This is a genomic window from Veillonella parvula DSM 2008 (assembly GCF_000024945.1).
Classification (GTDB): domain Bacteria; phylum Bacillota; class Negativicutes; order Veillonellales; family Veillonellaceae; genus Veillonella; species Veillonella parvula.
In genome coordinates this window covers 197,206-219,543 of record NC_013520.1, presented here as the reverse complement: position 1 = coordinate 219,543, position 22,338 = coordinate 197,206, and the positions used below count along the sequence as shown (strand labels likewise).

Annotated in this window: 19 protein-coding genes, 1 tRNA gene and 1 pseudogene; 1 reads left to right on the top strand and 20 read right to left on the bottom strand. The window is 39.4% G+C overall.

From position 1 onward, the window contains the following. Nucleotides 1-31: 31 nt before the first annotated feature. The 18 genes and pseudogenes from VPAR_RS00770 to VPAR_RS09510 form a co-directional block, all read right to left on the bottom strand. A complete protein-coding gene (locus VPAR_RS00770) occupies nucleotides 32-1,327 on the bottom strand; it encodes an amidohydrolase (protein ID WP_012863752.1) in 1,296 nt (431 codons plus the stop codon). Between the two features lie 224 nt (nucleotides 1,328-1,551). Next, a complete protein-coding gene (locus VPAR_RS00765; RefSeq protein ID WP_012863751.1) occupies nucleotides 1,552-2,493 on the bottom strand; it encodes a DMT family transporter in 942 nt (313 codons plus the stop codon). A 175-nt stretch (nucleotides 2,494-2,668) separates the two neighbouring features. Beyond that, on the bottom strand, nucleotides 2,669-3,565 hold the full coding sequence (locus VPAR_RS00760; RefSeq protein ID WP_012863750.1) for a DMT family transporter: 897 nt from the start codon (nucleotides 3,563-3,565) through the stop codon (nucleotides 2,669-2,671). Nucleotide 3,566: 1 nt separating this feature from the next. Beyond that, a complete protein-coding gene (locus VPAR_RS00755; RefSeq protein WP_012863749.1) occupies nucleotides 3,567-4,043 on the bottom strand; it encodes a NanQ anomerase/TabA/YiaL family protein in 477 nt (158 codons plus the stop codon). Nucleotides 4,044-4,347: 304 nt separating this feature from the next. Beyond that, entirely contained in the window at nucleotides 4,348-6,414 is a 2,067-nt protein-coding gene (gene fusA, locus VPAR_RS00750) for an elongation factor G (protein WP_012863748.1), read from the bottom strand. Nucleotides 6,415-6,936: 522 nt separating this feature from the next. After that, nucleotides 6,937-8,073 carry a [FeFe] hydrogenase H-cluster radical SAM maturase HydE gene (gene hydE, locus VPAR_RS00745; RefSeq protein WP_231968139.1) on the bottom strand — a complete coding sequence of 379 codons (1,137 nt, stop codon included), beginning with the start codon at nucleotides 8,071-8,073 and terminating at the stop codon, nucleotides 6,937-6,939. Next, nucleotides 8,060-8,806 carry a YaaA family protein gene (locus VPAR_RS00740; RefSeq protein WP_012863746.1) on the bottom strand — a complete coding sequence of 249 codons (747 nt, stop codon included), beginning with the start codon at nucleotides 8,804-8,806 and terminating at the stop codon, nucleotides 8,060-8,062. Before VPAR_RS00740 ends, hydE begins: the two co-directional genes overlap by 14 nt. Next, nucleotides 8,784-9,386 (bottom strand): hypothetical protein, encoded by a 603-nt coding sequence (locus VPAR_RS00735; RefSeq protein ID WP_012863745.1) that lies wholly within the window; start codon nucleotides 9,384-9,386, stop codon nucleotides 8,784-8,786. Before VPAR_RS00735 ends, VPAR_RS00740 begins: the two co-directional genes overlap by 23 nt. Nucleotides 9,387-9,666: 280 nt before the next feature. After that, complete coding sequence (locus tag VPAR_RS00730) at nucleotides 9,667-10,926, bottom strand: Nramp family divalent metal transporter (protein ID WP_012863744.1); 1,260 nt, start codon at nucleotides 10,924-10,926, stop codon at nucleotides 9,667-9,669. Between the two features lie 19 nt (nucleotides 10,927-10,945). Continuing rightward, complete coding sequence (locus VPAR_RS00725; RefSeq protein WP_012863743.1) at nucleotides 10,946-11,695, bottom strand: hypothetical protein; 750 nt, start codon at nucleotides 11,693-11,695, stop codon at nucleotides 10,946-10,948. Nucleotides 11,696-11,905: 210 nt separating this feature from the next. Next, nucleotides 11,906-11,996 (bottom strand) — tRNA-Ser (locus VPAR_RS00720). A gap of 50 nt (nucleotides 11,997-12,046) precedes the next feature. Then, entirely contained in the window at nucleotides 12,047-12,481 is a 435-nt protein-coding gene (locus VPAR_RS00715) for a Dps family protein (RefSeq protein WP_012863742.1), read from the bottom strand. Nucleotides 12,482-12,874: 393 nt separating this feature from the next. Then, nucleotides 12,875-13,486 carry a serine O-acetyltransferase EpsC gene (gene epsC / locus VPAR_RS00710; RefSeq protein ID WP_012863741.1) on the bottom strand — a complete coding sequence of 204 codons (612 nt, stop codon included), beginning with the start codon at nucleotides 13,484-13,486 and terminating at the stop codon, nucleotides 12,875-12,877. 162 nt (nucleotides 13,487-13,648) lie between these two features. Then, on the bottom strand, nucleotides 13,649-14,563 hold the full coding sequence (gene cysK, locus VPAR_RS00705) for a cysteine synthase A (protein ID WP_012863740.1): 915 nt from the start codon (nucleotides 14,561-14,563) through the stop codon (nucleotides 13,649-13,651). Between the two features lie 214 nt (nucleotides 14,564-14,777). Beyond that, the gene (locus VPAR_RS00700) at nucleotides 14,778-15,638 is read right to left on the bottom strand and encodes a hypothetical protein (RefSeq protein ID WP_012863739.1); all 861 of its coding nucleotides are present in this window, start codon (nucleotides 15,636-15,638) and stop codon (nucleotides 14,778-14,780) included. Between the two features lies 1 nt (nucleotide 15,639). Beyond that, nucleotides 15,640-16,137, bottom strand: coding sequence for a preQ(1) synthase (gene queF / locus VPAR_RS00695; protein ID WP_004697960.1), 498 nt, complete (start codon nucleotides 16,135-16,137; stop codon nucleotides 15,640-15,642). A gap of 303 nt (nucleotides 16,138-16,440) precedes the next feature. Further along, a complete protein-coding gene (locus VPAR_RS00690; protein WP_012863738.1) occupies nucleotides 16,441-16,782 on the bottom strand; it encodes a hypothetical protein in 342 nt (113 codons plus the stop codon). A 444-nt stretch (nucleotides 16,783-17,226) separates the two neighbouring features. After that, nucleotides 17,227-17,454: pseudogene (locus VPAR_RS09510) on the bottom strand (helix-turn-helix domain-containing protein); the annotation flags it as partial. 133 nt (nucleotides 17,455-17,587) lie between these two features. Between VPAR_RS09510 and VPAR_RS00685 the strand changes: the two are divergent. Continuing rightward, the gene (locus tag VPAR_RS00685; protein ID WP_012863737.1) at nucleotides 17,588-18,319 is read left to right on the top strand and encodes a stalk domain-containing protein; all 732 of its coding nucleotides are present in this window, start codon (nucleotides 17,588-17,590) and stop codon (nucleotides 18,317-18,319) included. Between the two features lie 172 nt (nucleotides 18,320-18,491). Here VPAR_RS00685 and VPAR_RS00680 read toward each other — a convergent pair whose 3' ends face one another. Beyond that, a complete protein-coding gene (locus tag VPAR_RS00680) occupies nucleotides 18,492-20,117 on the bottom strand; it encodes an AsmA family protein (protein ID WP_012863736.1) in 1,626 nt (541 codons plus the stop codon). 222 nt (nucleotides 20,118-20,339) lie between these two features. Then, nucleotides 20,340-22,172 (bottom strand): carbon starvation CstA family protein, encoded by a 1,833-nt coding sequence (locus VPAR_RS00675; protein WP_012863735.1) that lies wholly within the window; start codon nucleotides 22,170-22,172, stop codon nucleotides 20,340-20,342. Between the last annotated feature and the right edge of the window lie 166 nt (nucleotides 22,173-22,338).

Genomic DNA, 22,338 nt, shown 5'->3' with positions numbered 1-22,338 from the left:
TGACAAACCATATGATGCTAGTACATAAAGCTTATTTTAAATAGTGAGCAGCAATTGTCCCCAACGCTACGATACCGTTTAACATATCTTCTTCATCGATATCAAAGAGTGGATTGTGATGTGGCGCTTTAATAGCAGAACCTACTACCATGTAGGTTGCTCTACCGCCGCGATCAATGACACGGTTCAAGAAGTACGCACAGTCTTCACTGCCGCCACCGCTGTAATCGAATGGCACCTCTTTAAAGATCCCAAGTGGTTCCACGATAGCTTGTACTTCATGAGCTAAATCATCGCTGATGCGACCTGCAGGAGTTTCTCCTTGTTTTGTGATTTCAAAGGTACAATCATGCATTTCTGCAGCACCTTTAATAATAGTCTTAGACCGTTCAATCATGTAATCATTGATTTCTGTCGTAGCACCACGAGTTTCTAGTTTAAGAACCGCCACATCAGGAGTCACATTGCGGCCTGTACCGCTTTCAAAAACACCTACATTCATGCGAGAAGCCCCTTGACTATGACGAGCGATAGCTTGTAAGTTGAGAACCGCTGTACAGCCGGCGAGCATTGCATTTTGTGCCTTTTCAGGGGAGCCACCAGCATGAGCAGAGTAACCGTGGAATACCGCATCAAGTTTTGTTGTCGCTAAGAAGCCATGATCACTACATGCAAAGCAATTGGATAGATTTTCATTAAACCCAATATGCATACCGAACATCAAATCTACATCATCCACAACGCCCGCTTCCGCCATCGCTTTAGCACCGCGCACGCCTTCCTCTGCAGGTTGGAAAATGAGTTTAATAGTTCCTTTGAATTCATCCTTGTGCGCAGCCAAATATTCAGCTAGGCCTAGCCCCATCGTCATATGTGCATCATGACCGCAAGCGTGCATCGCCTTATCGTGACAAGAACGGAAGCCTCCCTTTGCGGGTACATGGTTATCCTCTTTAGCTTCAATGACATCATTGGAGTCCATGTCTACACGAAATGCTACTACGGGACCTTCGCCACCGAACTTCATAGTTGCAACAATGGCCGTTTTACCGTAGCCTATCTTTTCTACCAATTCAGGATTAGCACCTTCTTCGATGGCGCGATCCATAGCAGCTTTCATAACCTCATCACTAGGCAATCCCATGCGAGAATCTAAATCGAGTACATCCGCCCCTAACGCCACATCATAGCCCAAAGAAATAAGCGTATCCGCCACTTTTGCAGCAGAGCGATACTCAAGCCAAGCAGGCTCAGGGTACATATGAAAGTCGCGACGCATAGCGATTAACGCATCGCGCCGTTGTTGCACGAAATCTTTTACAGACATAAATACCTCCGTAACAAACTAATAATCACGTATACATTTACTATATGAATAGATAGATAAATAGTCAACTAAATGGCGCATGTATACAGTATCTAAAATATACTGTATGTTATAACAAAAAACACATATACCACGAAACGACTTCTGTGATATATGTGTTCTTCTTGATGTTTTCCTGTCGACATATTTTATTGATATATTTATATTGATGTGCTCTTATCGATTCATTCTAATATTGTTTTATTCAGTTTTGCCAGTACTTCTCGTTTAATAGTTCGTTGTCTATCCCAAGCGATGATGAATACGGTGGCAAGGATACATATCATACCGAAAATACCGATAACGGTAAACTCATTCCCTAGGAGCGCCCAACCGAATAAAGCCGCAGAGATTGGTTCTAATGATGAAAGAATGGATCCTTGTACGGCCCCAATGAGCCTTACTCCTTCCATGTAGGCATTAAAGGATACTACGGTGCCCAAAATAATGATAGCAAAGAGCCCCAATAAGGTCATACTGTCTACAATGGCTTCCGAATCAAATTGTTGGAACATGATAACAGATAAGATACCACAAATAAACATAGCAAAGCCTACAATAGCGGTGGTGCCATATGTTTTTAATAGCTCAATAGGTTGTAATGTATATACACAAATGCTAGCTGCTGATACAAGGCCCCAAAATAAAGCTTTTTCATTAAAGGATGAAATATCCAGCCCTTTTTGCATGACAATACAGATTGTGCCCACCAAAGCAAGTAGTATACAAAATAACTCTGGCGTAGATGGCTTTTTAAAATACCGTAAGAACAAATAAATAATAATCATCGTAGGCGCTACGTATTGAAGTACTGTAGCAACTCCTACCCCTGAAATGGCAATAGCTCTAAAGTATGTATATTGAGCCAAAGCGATTCCTAGTACGCCAAATATTAATAACTTACCTATATCTTTAGGTGCTTTAAAAATAGAGAAAATACGTTTTCCCTCTCGCAGATAAGCAAGGCCAATGGTTAATATCCCTGCTACGAGCAAACGTACCTCTAGTAACCACTCTACATTAATATGCTTTGCACTTTCAAGAAATTGTACAGATGTGCCTGAAAGTCCCCAAAACAAAGCTCCCATAATGGCTAGGCCCATGCCTTTCCATTGCTTTTCCTCCATGTGTTCCTCCCATTACGAAAAATTTCACAATATATACATAATAGCAAAGAGGTCCCACTACTGCAATACGCAGAAGCGAAACCTCAGCGAAACCTCATAGATTAAATTTATAGATTTATTTTATAGACTAATTTTATAGATTAAATTTATAAACTAGTTTTAGAGTAAGTATTATTTATTTACGTTTCTCTAAAGCAATAATAACAACGGTGGAAATGATCATAGCCATACCGATTAAACCCAAGAGACTAAATTCATTTCCTAAAAAAGCCCAGCTAAAGAAAGCAGCCGAAATAGGTTCAATAGATGACAAAATAGATCCCGGTACGGCCCCAATTCGTTTAACCCCTTCTAAATAGGCATTGAAAGATACTATCGTCCCGAGAAATATGACATTAAAACAACCAATAACAGTCCATGCGTCCCACACTGCATATGAGTTTGGTTGATGAAATAATATAGCGGCTACAATACCGCTAATGAACATCCCGAATCCTACAATAGGTAAGGTACCATATTTGTAGAGTAAATCAACAGGAGAAATGCTATATATGGCTACACCAACAGCAGATAAAAGCCCCCATACGAGAACCGCCATCGGGAAGCTTTCAATAGAAAGACCATCACCATTTCCCATCAAACAAATGGTCCCTACTAAAGCAAGTATAACAGAAACCGTCTCCCCCTTGGATGGTCGTTTACCATAGCGAACCAGCAGGTAAATAATAATCATAGACGGCGCCAGATATTGTAAAACCGTTGCAATGCCAGCTCCAGCTAAAGCAATGGATCTGAAGTATGTATATTGGCATAATGCCATTCCAAATACGCCAAAAACAATGAGTCCTAGCGTATCCTTTACACTATGAAATACATTAAAGATAGAGTTTCTAAATCTAAACCATGCATAAATAACAGTTAGTAAACCTGCTGTAATCAATCGCATAGTTACTAGCCATTCCAAATTCATATTTCTAAAATTGCTTAAGAACTGTACGGATGCACCTGATACACCCCATAAAACAGCCCCCAATAGAGTTATAATAACACCAATAACTTCATATTGTTTCATACTACTCACCGAGCAAAGATACGTGCACTTTCACAACCACCTTACGGATTTTGATGGGCTTATCATTTACGGCAAGTAAGGGACGATGAACATCAGAAGGGAAGAATACAGTGTAGTACCCTTCTGGACAATGGATTTGCCCTTCATCAACAGCCTCATTAGGATAGAAATAGCAATCTCGATCAGGATAGGACTCCACAGGTTTTACCATGCCTTTATCTACGAAAAAGCCCATATTTTCCTCTCCGCTCACCATAAATTGAATATCTACATAATTACGATGAGATTCCGGTTTTGTAGTTTCAAATAGTTTTGTTTCTACATCGTCTACGTTGGCGTACATCATGTCGCCTTCAATAGCATGACGCCCCCCAGCCAAAGCTTTCAAATCTGTATGTTTCAAGAAATCTAAAGCGCGCACGATGGCTTTAGGATAACCCATTTTTGTATAATCTGCGGTAATGCTTGAGAAAAACATATGCAATCCTTTCACAATATCTATGGATATGGTCACCACATGGAAACTATTATATTACCTTTTATATTACTTATATTACCTTTTATGTTAGCACATATATACATAAAGAACTAGCTATTCTCTTATGTAAAAGCCCTCCATACGCTACATATATGGAGGGCCTCAGTAAAATACTATTCAAATTTATGACTTACGTCAATCATTACACTATGAAATTGTTACAGTATTAAATTGTTACATTATGCAATTGTCTATTCAGTTGTAGTGATTCAAACTGTATTAGATACAGCATGTGGTCATTACCTTATTCTTGGTTTTTATGAGCAGCGATAATTTCTTCCGCTTGCTTATGTGGAACCTCTTCATAGGTATAGAACTGACGGTTAAATACGCCTTGTCCTTGTGTAATGGAGCGCAATGCAGTCACATAATCAGACATTTCAGCCAATGGTACTTGTGCTTTAACAACAGAAATACCTGTTCTTTCACTTTGTTCCATGCCTAATACACGACCTCGACGGCTATTCAAATCACCCATGATGTCGCCCATGAAAGCATCTGGTGCAAACACGTTGACCTCATAGATTGGTTCTAATAGGACTGGTTTCGCCTTAGGAATCACATCCTTGATAGCCTGTGACGTAGCTACTTTAAATGCTAACTCTGAGGAGTCTACGCTGTGGTAAGATCCATCCAAGAGTGTCACTTGCACGCCAATCATAGGATATCCTGCAATTAGGCCTTTATCTAGGGTTTCTTTGGCACCCTTTTCCACTGCTGGTATGTATTGTTTAGGTACAGCACCACCAAAAATTTTGTCTACGAATGCAAATTCGCTACCATCATATAATGGATCCACTTGAATCTTAACGTGACCATATTGACCATGACCGCCACTTTGTTTCTTATATTTAGACTCGGTTTCAGCAGAGCCTTTGATAGTTTCGCGGTATGGAATATATGGGGCCACAAGTTTAGCTTGTACGCCGTATTTACGGTCCATTTTGTTGAGGATATGCTCAAGATGTACCTCGCCCATACAATCAATTTGTAATTGACGAGCTTCAGCATTTTTCACTACTACGCAAGTAGGATCTTCTTCCGCCACTTTAAGAACAGCACTAGCTAATTTTTCCTCCTCACCTTTTTTTACTGGCTCCATAGCCACTGTATATAAAGGTTGAGGGAAACGAATAGCATCGTATGTCACTTTAAAGTCAGGAGCCGTTAATGTATCGCCGGTCTTAGCATTGGCCAATTTTGGTATCACTACGATATCGCCAGCTTTAGCAGCGGATACAGGGATTTGTTGCTTCCCAATAAGGGTAACCATCTTGCCCCATTTTTCTTCTACACCTTGGTTCACATCAAAGAGGCGATCCCCTTCTTTCAGTTCACCAGAGAAGATACGTACAAAGCTTTGTTTGCCTGCGAATGGGTCTAACAATGTTTTAAATACGAATGCAGTTAATGGTTTATCTACATGTACAACACATTGTTCGCCGGTTTCCGCATCAGTTGCGGTCATCACTTTTTTAGTTGCATCCGGCATGTAACGGATCATACGATCCAATACTTGATCTAAGCCAATACGAGATGTGGCACTGCCACACATGATTGGGCACACACGGCCACTAATCATCCCTTCACGCAAGCCTTGGCGAATTTCCTCTAAGGATAATTCTTCGCCTTCTAAATATTTTTCCAACAACTCATCGCTACCTTCAGCCGCGGCTTCTACGGTCATTTCCCGAATTTCTTGAGCCTTTTCGATAAGGTGAGCTGGTACAGCGACCTCTGTTGGTTGGCCGTCCTTATAAGTAAACGCAGTCATTTTCGCTACGTCTACAACGCCTTCAAAATCGGCGCCTTCACCGATAGGAATCTGCAATGGCATAATGCCTTTGCCAAATAATTCCCGCATTCTTTCAATAGTACCGAAGAAATCAGCACCATCGACATCCATTTTATTGATAAATGCCATGCGAGGCATTTGTAATTCAACTGCATAATCCCATGCGCGAACTGTGTCAGTTTCTACACCAGATGTGGAGGATAGCACCATCAACATGCCATCACAGGCACGCAAAGCGGCACGAACTTCGCCATGGAACTCATTATAGCCTGGAGTGTCTATGAAGTTAACCTTATGGTCATGCCACTCACATGGCGCCATGCCCAATTGAATAGTTACATTACGTTTAATTTCTTCCGGTTCAAAGTCCATAATATGTTTATTATCTTGACCTTTACCTACGAAATCAACCGCACCAGAAGTTAACAACAAGGATTCAACAAGAGCTGTTTTACCCGCACCATCGTGGGAAACAACAGCAACGTTTCTAATTTTATCACTACTGTACTCTTTCATTGGAATCGCCTCCTTACTGGCAAATTACGGCTTTTGCTAATACACTTCGACACTACAATAGAAAAATCCTCTTTTTCTGAGAAAAATTTCTCCAAAAAGAGGATTAATATAATTCTTCAATCTATTATTCGACGAATAAAGACTCAAATTTACCAATAAGGACTTAGAAGAGTACCGTACCCGTACAGAGTATAACTAATATTGCAATACTAGTCATCTATAGTTTCGACGACTTTCCTCCTATTTCTAAAGAATTTTAGTATTTCTATGTTTATAGTGAAGTTAAAGATTTATTAATAAAGCTTTATTCGTAAACCTATATATAGATGGGACTACTTTCCTCACAAGGTTATAAAAAAGACGGTCTGTACTTGTGCCGCGACATCAGGAACGAGGAGTAAGCAAGTATAGACCGTATTTTTTTAATTTAATTGTCGATATGTATTGGGGCCCCATCTATATATAGGCAATACTAAGGACAAAGATATAGTCAACTAAATAATTTAGTTCGAATATAGAATACTAAAATTCTCCCGTCCGTTTGCCGTAGTGTTTAGAGTCCCCATTTTGTTTCCAACCCACTGTATCACCGATGGACATTACGCGGCGTGTCAAGCAGTCTTTACATTGTTCTGCATTGTCGTCTACGCATGGCTTGTTATCATATAGCAAATATTTTGCACGGTGTTCAGGAATGGTGATAATAGGCATTAGGATATTCGCCCCTGCGGCCAAGCCTTTTTCGCGGCCTAGTTTATCTAGTGCTTGTAACGCCGTCGTAGCTGCAATGTTTACGTCTTTTAAGAATAAACGAGTCAATGCAATCATCTTGAGTCCCAGTTGAACACGGCGCAACTTACCTGCTTCGTCATCGATGCCCATCGCCAATGCTTCTTGACCTAGTGGCGTATCATGATGCACCACATAAGGCCCCATGCCAATCATATCAATATCCATGTCGCGATAGAACAAGATATCGTTCACAAGATCTTCCTCAGTTTGACCAGGTAGGCCAATCATAACGCCTGTGCCAACTTGAAAGCCTACGCGGCGTAAACGACGTAAGCATTCTACACGCGTCTCAAAGGAGTGCAATTCATCACGAGGATGAATTTTATGGTATAAATCTGTATTAGTTGTTTCAATGCGTAATAAATATCGGCTAGCACCGGCTTCACGCATGCGGCGGTACGCCTCTTCGCTTTGCTCCCCTACGCACATCGTAATGCCTAGGGAACCATCACCAATGGCTTTAATGTCGCGAATTAAATCTACAACATAGTCCACAAAGGCATCATCACAGCGTTCACCAGATTGGAGTGTAATGGAACCATATTCATGGTCGTATGCCCACTGTGCCATCTTGATGATATCTTCGCGATTCATATCAAAGCGTTCCGTCTTGTCATTTTCACGGCGGATACCGCAATAATTACAATTTTTAATGCATCGGTTTGAGAACTCGATGAGGCCGCGATAATACGCTACAGGCTTTACGTATTTTGCCTTCACTTCGTAGGCCTTTTTATATATTAACTGCAACTGTTCTTCATCAGTTACAGACATGAGAAATCGCAATTCCTCCTCGGTCAGCCATTCATCGCCGACAAGGTCTTTTGCAAGAATGTCTTGCACTTGCAAACAATCACTTCCTTTCATAACGAATCGTCATCGATTCGCTTGGTATGGTAATGGATTCAATGTCAGTGACACAGGTAAATCCATTGATTTCGCGCGGCAAGTCCCGCACATGTTTCACTTGTCGTGTTAAACATTCGTGAACCATCACACCGCGACTCATTTTGGAGGACGTACTCATCTGCTTAAACGTGTCGCCCCGTAATTCCCAAAATTCAATGGTTACCACCTTTGGATGGTTCACCATTTTTGCATATTCTTTAGATGCTAGGTTTAGGATCCAATCTTCCTTGTGAAAGTATGCATCCACTGCTTCACGCCATGTATCGTATAAATTAACGCCTACCTTATCAACCATATCGAGTCGATAGTCGCGCACACCCATATTAGGTTCAACAACACCGTACAACGCGGACATCACAACAAGATGGCTTTCACCAAAGGTCTTGGCTTCATCAGATAAGTTCGACCAGTCCAAATATTTGAAAGCAATGCCATCGTAACTTTCACAGGCGCGACCTACGGGATGAGCCTCAAAGTCCTGGTAAAAATCAAAGACAGCCTGTGCCTTGTCATCCTTTAGCTTTAGCGCCTTACCAAGCCCAGCAATATCGAGAGATTGTATATGAGTTATAATCTTTTTCGTGATGTTCGGCTGAAATTGACCGTCTCGGACTGCATGATGTACTGTCTCATCGTTGCTAGCAACATCGGCAATCGTTTTTGTCTTACTAGGAGAGAGGACGATTTTCATGAGATAATTCCGCCTTAATAGATTCCTCTGTCAAATTATCGATCAATTCTGGGTTCCACAACATGAGAGGCACCGCCACTACGTGGCTTGCTTTCAATTCTTTACATAATTTAATGCATTCTTTAAGATAATTAGAATCTTCATCTACAAGGTCGCATACGATAACCACGTGACGCCCTTTAAGGTTTACACCTTCATAATCGATATTTTCAGCAGATACTGTAAGCATGCCTGTTTCCAAGCGGCCTTCGCTCATGTCGTTCAAACGGGACATCAATACATGCTCAAGCATAGTAGATACAGGTGTCACTACGCGGCCTATGCCGATAAGAGCCTCAGGTTGTGCATGAACGATAACCGTTTTCTTGCGTTTATCCGTTCTGAACTCAATAAGAGCTTTTTCTAAAGCGCCAAAAAATACGAATAACTGCCAAGGATCAAAAGAGCCTGTTTGGAACATATCGATAACAGAACCATCCTCATCCATATTGAGGCGCGTCAATAACTCTTCAGCAATGTCGTTAACCACAACACTAAAATCAGATTGTATTGTCTCTTGCACTTTGATTTCCTTTGCCATTAGGGCCTCCTAGTTTTCCATATATCACACTGCTAAGGAATATCCCCAACAGATATTATATTAATTTTAATTATATTATTTTTAATTGTACCATATTTTATACCCCTCTTGGGTATTCAAAGATACGCTTTTCACATAATAGATACGTTAGCAACATGACAAAAGGACCGCCATAGCGGTCCTTTGCATTTTAATTTTGTATTCTAATGTTGTACTCTAATGCTGTATTCTAATTATGATTTTATAATAAACCTTTTGGTAACTAACAAAGAATATTCTATTAGCCTACAATCAATAAGTAGATATTCATGATCGTAACGATGATACCTATGCTCCATAAGAGAATATTTGTAAATTTACGGTTCGCGTATTCTCCCATGACCTTGCGGCTACTTGTCATGTAAAGTTGCAAGAAGATGGTGATTGGTAATTGCAAGCTCAAGAACATTTGAGAGAACAATAATGCTTGGAAGGAATCTGTAATAAACACGATCAACAATAATGCTGGAACATATGTTAGTGCCAAGCCTAATCGCGTATGGAAGTCTTTCATATCGTAAGACTCGCCAAACATTCCTGCAAAAATACTTGCCCCCGCCATACCTGCCGTAGCAGATGAGGCAAAACCTGCAAATAACAATGCTATTGCAAAAATAATACCCGCTGCGGGTCCAATGAGTGGTCGCAACAACTCTTCAGCCTGTTCAAGCTCTGTTACTTCAATACCATGAGCAAAGAAGACAGCCGCCGCCAATATAATCATGGCAGAGTTAATCATCCACCCAATCCCCATAGATAACAAAGTATCGAGGAATTCATAACGCAACTGCCGTTTCATAATCGCTGGGTCTTGTGTATTAAACTGGCGACTTTGGATGATTTCAGAGTGTAAAAACAAGTTATGAGGCATAATTACGGCCCCTAATATACTCAAAATAACGAGCATCGATTCATTAGGAATATTAGGATCCACCCAACCGATACCAGCTGCTGCCCAATCTACGTTGACCATATTTACCTCAACGAGGTACGCCAACGCGATGAGGGATACAAAGCCAGCAATGATTCGCTCTAACTTACGATAGGAGTTCGTAATGAGCATGACCGTACAGATAAGAGCCGTCAAGATGCTACCTATCAATATAGGAATACCAAAGAGCATCTTCAAGGCGATAGCGGCGCCAATAAACTCAGCCAAGGCCGTCGCTGCCGCCGCAATTCCTGCCGTGCTAAGCACAAAGCGAGATGCATAACGCGGTAAGAACTCATAGGCACATTCCGACAAGCATTGACCGCGTACAATGCCTAAATGTGCCACATTATGCTGTAATAAAATGAGCATAATCGTAGATAGTGTGACTACCCACAGCAATTCATAACCGTAACTTGCGCCAGCTGCCAAGTTGGCGGCCCAGTTTCCAGGGTCGATAAATCCAACGGTTACGATTATACCAGGTCCTATATATTTAAAGACCTCACTTACCTGCTGCTTACCGTTTTGATGGGCAGTAAACAACTGTTTCTTAAAAAAATCAATCATTATAACCCCTTACTAAGAGTTATAGAGTGAACGTCATCTCCGTCTGCATACGAGCATCTGTTTTGGACTTTTTATCCTTGGAATCAGCGTAACGAATACGCACTTCATTATTTACCTTAACGCGAGAATCATCAATTTTGAATTTCTTCATTTTTTCTTTGATTTGTTCATCTGTTAAAGCGCGTTCTTCCGGTTTTGCTACTTCATCACCAGCCTTATCAAGAGCCTTTTGTTGATCCTTGGATACTTGATACGTCTTACCAGATTTTTTAGCCTTTTCAGCACGTTTTTCATCTAGTTTTTGACGGCGCTCATCAGTAGCTTTTTTATCGCGAGCAATACGGTAATCCATTACATCACGCATATTTTCTTGGTAAATACGCAATGCATATTCTCGATCATTATCATTCATTTGCTCACGTTTTGTGACTACCTCATCGATAAGTGGCATAAGCTCATCCTTTGTGTAGCTAGCACCATCAAAAGTAAATCCATGGGTATCTGTAATAGCACCATGTTTAATGAGCCTTTGTAACGCTGTATACGTCCAATCATTAGGCGTAATAACATCTGAGTTTACATGCTGTTGCCCTTTACTAGAACTACTAACAGTCTCTACATCAGCACTTACGCCATCCACCATAGGACGTGCACTTGGAATGGCAATACTTTCAGCATGACTAAAGCCAACAGACGCAACGAGGCATAATGCGCCAATGCCTAACGCTCGACGGATACGATTCATTTGACGTGTATGTTTTGTATTCATAAGAGTCTCCTTAAAATTACATTTTATACAATCTATTATATGAAACCCCTAGACATACGTCAACTCTATAACCTTACACACCTGTGTCATTCAATACTAATAAGGCCTTGGACTCACTCGAATCCTCACAAATTAGGCCTATATAAATAATATAATAAATTAATATATTATACAAAAAGACCCCACATCGAGTGATGTGAGGTCTTTACATGGCGGAGGATTAGGGATTCGAACCCTAGCGACGGTAACCCGCCCTAACGATTTAGCAAACCGTCCTCTTCAGCCTCTTGAGTAATCCTCCATGCTTTACTGGGTAATCATATCATACCCAATAAGGCATTGTCAATCGTCTTATTTCAGCATAGATTCGATGAACCAGATTTGTTTTACATAGTATGCAACGTGATCTTCCATCATGCTCACGAGCAAGAAATCATCTTCTTCATCAGCGGCTGCACGAATCGCTACAGCTTGATCATTCATGTATTTAAAATCTTTAAGAAGGATATCAATTACCTTTGCTTGAGGGATGTCTTCTTGACCCAATTCTTCGATTTTAGTCAATTTTGCGTATTCTGCAGAATTTACCAATGGGAATTGACCTTGCATTTTTACATGTTCTGCTACTGCATCAAAATATTCAAATGCTTCATCATAGATGGATTCCAAGTATTCATGGATGGATTTGAATTGCGGACCAGTTACATTGAAGTGTAAATTATGTAATTTTACATTCCATACAGAAAGATCTGCTAAATATTGATTTACTTGTTGTACGTTTTTCATAATAAAACTCCTTTTCCACTTAATTCTCAATTATAATTTGTTCTAAAACCAGAACAAGTACAGTTGGCTTCTACGCCATCAATTCATTTATTTAATTTATAATCAATATTGATTATGATTACATTTTACCAATAATGATTTTCCATGTCAATACATGAACAGATATTTTTGTATAAAAGTTTAATGAAAACATTATAACCATACTAAATCAAACATATCCCCAATCCAATCCAATCCATACCAAATCTAAATCCAGTAATTCACAGAATCATGTTTCTACGAATCATAAAAAACCTCTAACTACTAGTTAATCTAATAGTTAGAGGTATGTATGATTCTATATTCAATATGACTCTATATTAAAAATGATTATATATTAAATACGCTTTTATATTAAATATAGTATTCTATGTAATTATCAGGGATTTTCTTATCCTCTGCTTGTGCAGCAGTTGCATTGCGACTAGGTTTACGAACATACATATTTTCTGGATCTGTTTCAAAAATTACCATATCCTTAGGAATATCATGTTTGATAACGAGATTACAGCCAATCTTCGTGCGCGCCCCAATCGTAATGTCCCCTAAAATTTTTGTACCCGTACCGATGAGTACATCATCTTCAATGGTCGGATGACGCTTTACCTTTTTAGAAGACATCCCACCTAATGTTACTTGATGGAACAAGGTTACATTATCGCCTACAATAGCTGTTTCACCAATAACAACACCCATACCATGATCGATAAAGAGTCCGCGACCAATCGTCGCACCTGGATGGATTTCAATGCCCGTTACATGCCGAGAATGTAGAGCCACACGACGAGCCAAGATTGGCCACCCCGCCTTATATAAACGGTGGGCAAAGAAATGCCAGAACAAAGCCGTAATATGTGGATATGTCCATATAATCATCCATACACTTGTGGCAGCTGGGTCAGAATCCATTACGCGCTTAATATTATATTGAATTTTGCCCCATAAATCGCGCAAACCTTGCATCATAGTGACTCCATCTCAAATAACTCTACTTACATTCTACAGAAATATAGATATATCTAGTATACAACATATTTGGTCTATATTCCTATATATAAAGCTTTATATCTATATAGAACCTATTCTTTTACCAATCCAAAGTTCAGTATTGTATCTATATAAAATCTATTATTTAACGTATTCGTTGTTGCCGAAGTCCAAGAGAGATAAATATTTCTCTACTCCATCAGGTGCAATAACAACGATGTTCGCCTTAGGTTCTTCACGAGCAATGCGTTTTGCCGCTACAATGGCCGCCCCCGCGGAAAGGCCAATAGAGATACCACTTTCACGCATAAAGGTTTGCACCTCGCTAAAAGCTTCTTCATCACTTACAGTTTGCACGCCGTCCATCAAGCTTTGGTCAAAGTTTTCAGGAATGAAACCAGCCCCAATACCTTGTATTTTGTGAGGGCCGCCCTTACCTTCGGTAATAGCAGGAGATCCCGCTGGCTCTACAGCAATGGCTTTTAGATTAGGATTATGTTCTTTCAATCGTCTTGTAACGCCTGTGAAAGTACCACCTGTACCAATACCCGCTATAAATACATCGACATTTGGCACTTGTTCTACAATTTCATTACCCGTCGTGCGGTAATGCATATCTGGATTTGCAGGATTTACGAATTGGCCCAAGGTGAAAGCATTTGGATACTTCGCTAAAATTTCATTTGCCCGCTCAAGAGCCCCCTTCATACCTGTTTCTTTTGGAGTTAAGATGAGCTGCGCCCCATACGCCTTAATAAGCTCACGGCGTTCTTTACTCATACTTTCAGGCATGATAATCACTGTTTTAATATGTAGAATAGCACCTACCATAGCAAGAGCGATCCCCGTATTACCACTTGTGGCTTCTACGATGATACTATTCTCATGGATACGACCTTGCTCTTTTGCAGCCTGTAACATACCGAGTACGGCACGGTCTTTTACAGAACCGCCTACATTATATTTTTCAAGTTTTACATAAATATTGGTATTTGGCAATTGATATATCGGTGTTTTACCAATAAGTTCAGTTGTTTGGTTTGTTACTATACTCATCTAATTCTCCCTCTAGCGATAGATGATAAAAATCGCCCTTAGGAACATCCCAAGGACGATATTATATTTCACCTTGTTATTCACCATACACGGGGTATAACCGTTTATGTATTCCAATTAATACAACCATACTCTAACATTTGAATCATTTCATTGTCAAGAGAATGAGAACGACTTTTAAAACCCTAAAAATACAGGAAATAACTAGCTTTATCTATTTTTTTGTAAGTGCGTCAAGTACCCCCTCCCATGTAATGGGTACCATTATAATGATGAAGGCCAATCCAATAAAGGAAATTGCCCCTACCAAAACTGTAAGACGAGGGATAAGAGATATAGCCATGCTACTAACTAAGCGCGATACTTTAGTTACATCATGATGTAATGCTACATGGCCCCATAAGAAACCAGCAACTGCATAGGTGATAATGTATGGGTCGAAAATGATTAGGGTAGTCATTTCATTATCAACATGCATAATTCGGTTAATACTCGGAGACACTAGCACATTTACAAGTATGGCTAGGATTTTAAACCACACTAGGCACACGATATAAGACCACATTGTTTTTATCGTCATTCTCAGCATATAGAACAAGCCCACCAAGCTCGCTCCAAGAGAGCCTCTTTGACTCTCCATGTACTGCTCCATCCACGAAGGCTTTTGTTTACCTGCATCTACTTGGTCATAATAAAAGGATAAATCCCGTTCTCCATGGGCTAAATCAACTAGCCCTAATACTTGAAACAACACAAGCGAAAAGACTAGAATAACGCCTATTTGAAAGCTTTCACTAAAAAACATGTCCATCAGATTGAGATCAAGATAACCAATGTTAAAGAGATTACCATACACATCGTGAAACGCAATATATATACCGTTTGTTACGAGCACATCTAGCACAAATAGGAGCAACACAAACATGATATATCCGTTCCAGCGAGTCCATTTACTTTGTTCTCTTAAATAAGTGTGAGTCCCTACGATTATCGATGCAGGTTGTAAAGACAAGGTTACACCAATCATAAAACAAGTAATAAAGGATGTGACCATTGTTAAATATTCGTATGCCATATTAACGATATGCTACGCGCTCTGGCTGCATGTCGTGAAAATGAAGGCGCTCTTTTGCAGTCTTTTCCCACTCTGTACCAGGCTTGCCGTAATTTGCGTATGGATCGATGGACAAACCGCCGCGCGGCGTAAACTTGCCCCACACCTCGATATATTTAGGATCCATCAACTTCACAAGATCTTTCATGATGATGTTGATGCAATCCTCGTGAAAGTCCCCGTGATTGCGGAAACTAAACAGATATAACTTCAAAGACTTGGACTCTACCATTTTCTTATCTGGCACATAAGAAATATAGATTGTGGCAAAGTCTGGTTGACCAGTCATAGGACACAAGCTTGTAAACTCAGGGCAATTAAACTTAACGAAGTAATCATTGTCAGGATGCTTGTTATCAAACGCCTCTAACACCTGTGGCGCATAATCAGTAGGATAATCGGTCTTGTGACCTAACATCGTTACCCCTTGTAACTCTTTTTCAGATCTGCCGGATGCCATAAGGAACCTCTTTCTATAAAATATAAATTCTGCGAAATCATTCAATATAAATAAATTATATCATACGTAGTGCTAAAAAAGTCCTCCCTCAGGTCTAGTTAAACTGTTAGTAGCAACTAATGCATCTAATAACATGCTCTCAAACATCAAATCCATAAAAACTAAAAGGACACTATGGTTCCAACCCATTCAGTAATACCGCTCACTGAAGATTAGACTATAGCGTCCTTTTTTAGATTCATATACCTTATATTAGCATTATACGTTAATCAATAGATCCTGCTATATGTACGGTCAGAATATCTAATAATAGGTCAAAATATATAAATATATGTATAAAGCTACTAGAAATAACCAAACATATACGCCAGCTTTAAAATTAGACTGATATTTTTCTACTTTATCACTTTCAAACTCATCATTTTTAAGCATAAAGTACATTCCAACCAAAGAAATCCCCATACAAACTATTGTCAGAAAAAATAATATAAATACTGGGACAGATTCATGAAGTAATGCTATTCCTCCCCCAATTGCAAGGCCTAAATATGTAATAATTCTGGCTAAAGTAAGCTTACCTTTATAAGTAATAAGTTTATATATAAGGAATATAACACCTAATATTATAATAAAATCCCGAGACATTACTTATCTACATCCTTCTTTAAATTAAATTTAATTTCATCTTTAGCGTAGTTTCTAGCTTTCGTACCGACTATACCAACTACAAAAGAGCCGGCAGATTTTGCAACGTACTTTCTCAATATAGATTATATAAAAGCTACAAATCAACATTACTAAATATCTTTTCACACCTCAAATGAACGTATAAAAATGACCATAAACAAAATGCTGCTTTTAAAGAATTTGCTTACAGCCCCTTTTTTAATTATACTATCTTTCTAAACGTAGAGTTATAAAAATATCTAAACCGGATTCCACCATTAATAAATCATTTAATCTTGTCTTAAATTGTAATAAGTAATGCGACAAAATTAAATCAATTTTCTAATCTGGTGTTTTAAACTTAAGGCATTTCCTAGGTCAATTATTAATCAGCATTAGTGCTTCTGGAGACTAAGTTTGTTATAATCTGGATTTAATTAAAGCCGCTAATTGAGGTATTAAGTTTATTAGTCTTCCTTTATTAGCAGACTTACTAGTTGCTACCTGTTGTGCTTTAATCGTAGAGTATTCGTCTTTAACGCGATTTAATTCTCTTGCTACAGTAGAATGGTAGACACCAATTAAACTAGCAATTTTATGAACAGAGTATCTTTCTTTTCTTAAAATTTCTATTTGACTTCGTTTTTCTATAGCAAATCGATAAAATCATTCCTTCTTCTTTATTAGTTTTGTAAAATTAAAATTCATAATATAATATTCATATATCCATGTTATAGTACCCATTATGATTTATCGTGACATTTTATACACAATGGAGGTTACCATGAAATTAAAACAACTTATTTTATCTGGTATAGCCTTAGGAGCGCTAGCTTTCACAAGCGGAATAGTGCAACCTGCCCAAGCAGCAGTCGGAACGAAGACAGCTACAACGACACAGAGTTTAAAAAGACCTGCATCAGTAACGACACAGCATTATATCAATGTAGATGGCATATTATTAGAGCCCATAGATAATAAACCAAATGTTATCTATGTTGACGGTCAGCCACTCGTAGCGTTACGTCAAGTATCAGAAGCATTAGGTTATAAAGTATCTTGGGATGCCCCTACAAAAACGGCATTAATCGATATGAATATTGCTACCTTAGCGGTACAACCAGACTCTAAACAAGTCGTGCGCAAGGGTAAATTGCAAATCATCAACCTTGATACATCCGAATCTTTACTGCCTGCAGCACGTATGGTAGACGGAATTCTGTATGTAAGTCCGAACGCATTCAAACTCTTGTTAAATTATGTAACCATCAATAAAGACGAAATCTATATCGTTCCACAACAAAGCCAATTGGCCACTGATTCAAACACGCAAAAAGGCAGACGAAACGGTATTGAAACATTTTTACCGGATCAAGGGGATAAAGTAATTCCATACGAAGAAGAGGAAACCAAAGAAAAGAAACCTCTTATTAAGGTAAAACGAACTAATACAAAAACGGATACCAAAGACACAGAAGATACTGAATACCAACGTTCTAGCGGATTAGACAGATAATAAAATCTTTCGTATAGGTAAATACAAGTTAGTACCTTATAAATTAAAGATGGCAACTCATCACGATGATGAATTGCCATCTTTTTGTTATCTTTGATACTTTATTATTTTTGATACGTTATTATTTCTTGTTGCTTTTCACTTCTCAATGTATTTTATTACTATATGTCTTTCATTGCTTGATGCCTTTTGACACATTATCTAAGCTATCTTTTGCCGAGTCTATACTCCGCTTCAGGTCTTTTATCGATTCTTTCATATCCGGCGGTGTGAGCCCAGACGTATCGATGCCCTTTGCTGATTCAGAAGTACTTTTACTATTCTCTTTAGCTTGTTTCATATCATCTTTAATGCGAGTCATATTTTCATCAATTTCATCAAATGACTCATCATACAGAATAAAATTGCTGCCTCCATGGGACGTAATATTAAGCGGCCCCATCGTGAGCTGTCCATCATCGATACGCAGAGCATCCGTAGTGATAGTAGTGATTTTCGTATTTACTTTCACATCGCTAAAGGATAAATGTCGCCCTTTATTGTGAAAGTTTCCCGTAATGCTTTGAATCGGAATCAGCATATAGTGCCCTTCACCAGACCAGAAGTTTCCCCATACCTCCATGTCTCGAGGTTGGCCTTCACTTTTAAAGTTCAAATTTGCCGATACGGGCACAAGGAACTCAGGCGCTTTAAGGGCCACACTACTATCTAGATCTTTTGCTACACCAGTAATCGTATAGGCTCGAGTGTCCAAATTATATACACCTTTAGCCTCCAATTTACCGCTGTATACATTAGCACTAACGTTTTCAAAATTCAAAATACCATCTTGATACGTCACATCTCCTACTACATTCTCAAAGGTAAGTGCAGGGATGCGCAAAATCGGCATCGTTACCCGACCTTTAGCAAAGGGACGGTTAAAATCACCTGTTACCTTTGTAAGCAAGGTCATGGCATCATGAATATTCTCACCAAAGCCTAGTGATGATGGATCCACCCCTTTCACATCAAATTGTAGATCCAGTTGAGGCATGCGATGCTTTAAAACATCCTTTAAGTCTACACGACCTTTTAATACGAGACCATCCCCTATAGCGGTACCACCGAATTTGCCCGTCTCCATATCGATGCGAATGGCTCTCTTACTATCAAGGTCAATTCTAGCGTTTACATCCTTTATCACATAATGGCGATTTCTGTTAAAGACCTCTAACTGACTGTTTCTAAGCCTAATCTTCAAATCTAAATGTTGGCCCGCCCAATTGAAGTTACGTACTTTCTTACCTAGTTCCTCTTGCCGTTCTTGTGTAGTCTTTCTAGGAACTTTGGGACGGGGCTCTATCTCGTTAATTGGTTTATGTACATCTGGAGATATGGGCGCGAAATCTAACCGATTATTATCGTCTAAATCAACGACTACAATCGCATCATCTAATTCAATGCCCTCGATAGCAGAGGACTTAAAATTACGTGTGACCACATCCCACATATTAACGCGGACCTTCCCGCTCGGTGCATTGAGCAACTCATGCCCTTCTGGGTCTTTCCAAATCAGCCCGGTAAAAGTCAAAGTTCCCCACGGTGTGGCAGATAAACTTTCAACAGTAACCGTACCACGCATCATCGTCTGCCGAGCCATAACCTCATTAAAAATAACGCCCATTCCACGACTAGCAATGGTTGCTAGTACAAAGACTATAATCACTCCAATGGCAAGAAAGGCAGCAATGCCTTTTAGGCCTTTCTTATACAATTGTTTATATTTTGTCCAATAAGAACGTATATAATGTTTCATAGCCCTATTATAACATGTTCAAATAACAATACCCATGCGGTGTTAACTGTATCAATCATATTGACCATAAGAAACTCTTTTCCATACAAAAAGCGCCTTGCTCACAGAAAACTCTGCATGCAAGACGCCATTACCTAACTATTTTATAAAAAAACAGCAAATTTATAGATTAAAAGTGCACTCACAAATGTGAGTGCACTTTATATATTGCAATAATCAATCTTATGCTTTTACTTCTTTACCGTATTTTACAAGGCTTTCAGCTTCGATTTCAGCTTGTGTCCGATAATCTTGAGGAATATTAGCTAAGCGAATCCAGCTGCGAATCGCTTCTACCAATACGATAAGAATCATGAGGAACATAGCAGCACTAAATGCTACTAGAATCCATTTGCCAGCAGGAATATAGCTGTAGAATACATTTTCATAGTCTGCAGCGATAGCCACGATAGCCATTAAGATACAAGGGATACCTGTTACCCATGCATAGCGTTTGCGTCCAAGTCTCATGATAACTGTAGTACCTACGGCCAATGTCATGGTACCTAATAATTGGTTCGATACACCGAATAGAGGCCAGATAATACCGATATTACCTTGTAGAACTAGGTAGCCCCACAAGATACAAATTAAAGCGGCACAACCATAAACGCCAGGAGCCCAGTGTTGGTCGTTGAATTTAGGATGGAAATGACCTAATAATTCTTGAAGTAAGTAACGACCTACACGAGTACCAGCATCAATCAAAGTCATGATGAACAATGCTTCGAACATGATACAGAAATGATACCAGTAACCCATCAAGTGATCCATATTAGGCAATCTAGAGAAGATATGAGCCATACCTACTGCTAAGGATACGGCACCACCAGGACGGTGCATCAAGTCTTCACCAACCATTGCAGACAATGCTGGCAATTCATGGACTTGAAGGCCTAAAGCTTTGAAAGACTCAACTGTGGAGTTAATCGCAAAGTAATCATCTGGATGCAATGCAGTAGCAGCAATCAACGCCATCATAGCGATGAAGCCTTCTGTTAACATCGCACCATAACCGATAGGTAAAATTTCTTTTTCATTAGTAAGCATTTTAGGTGTTGTACCTGTAGCAATAACAGTATGGAAGCCAGATAACGCACCACATGCGATAGTAATGAAGATGTAAGGGAATACAGAACCTTTCAATACAGGACCGCCGCCCCAGATGTAAGGAGTTACAGCTGGCATTTGAATTTCAGGCATTACAATGATAATACCAAGAGCCAATGCACCGATTGTACCGATTTTAAGGTATGTGGACAAATAGTCACGAGGTGCAAGTAACAACCATACTGGCAATGCAGCTGCAAAGAAACCATACACAGCAAGCATAATTTCAATAGTTTGCAAGTCGTATGTGAACCAAGATGCATATTCGCTAGCCGCTACATTTGGACCGTAGATGATAGCTGCGAAGATTAAGGCTACCCCAATAATAGTCGCCTCTTGGATTTTACCAGGACGCAACCATTTCAAATAAATACCAATAAAAATAGCGATTGGAATGGTAGCAAATACGGAGAAGAATCCCCAAGGAGAGTTATGCAATGCATTAGCTACTACTACAGCCATACCAGCAAGGGTAATGATCAATAGGAATAAGGTAGCGAGCATAGCACCAAAACCAGCAAGTTTACTGATTTCTTCTCGAGCAATATCCGCAATCGATTTACCATCGTAACGAACGGAAGCAAACAAGATAACCATATCATGCACAGCACCGGCTAATACAGAACCAATTAGGATCCATAATGCGCCAGGCAAATAACCAAACTGTGCTGCGATAACAGGACCTACCAGTGGACCTGCACCAGCAATTGCTGCAAAGTGATGACCAAAGGTTACCCATTTGTTGGTTGGCACGTAATCGTGACCATCATTGTGAACCATAGCAGGCGTTGGACGATATTGATCCAATGTCAGTACCTTAGCCGCTATAAAAGCCCCGTAAAAGCGGTACGCTAAAATTAGAATACACGCGGAGGCAATAACTAAGTAAATACCATTCATAACCATATAAACACCTCCAATAATCACGTGACATGGAGTATATGAATATTACTGATAAAACTTATGTATCGTATCCATGCCACAATGGCTTCCTAAAATGTTAGTACTTACAACATTATTATATAACTAATCAACAAGGTGTCAATTATTAATTTCTCATTTTGAAAGTTAA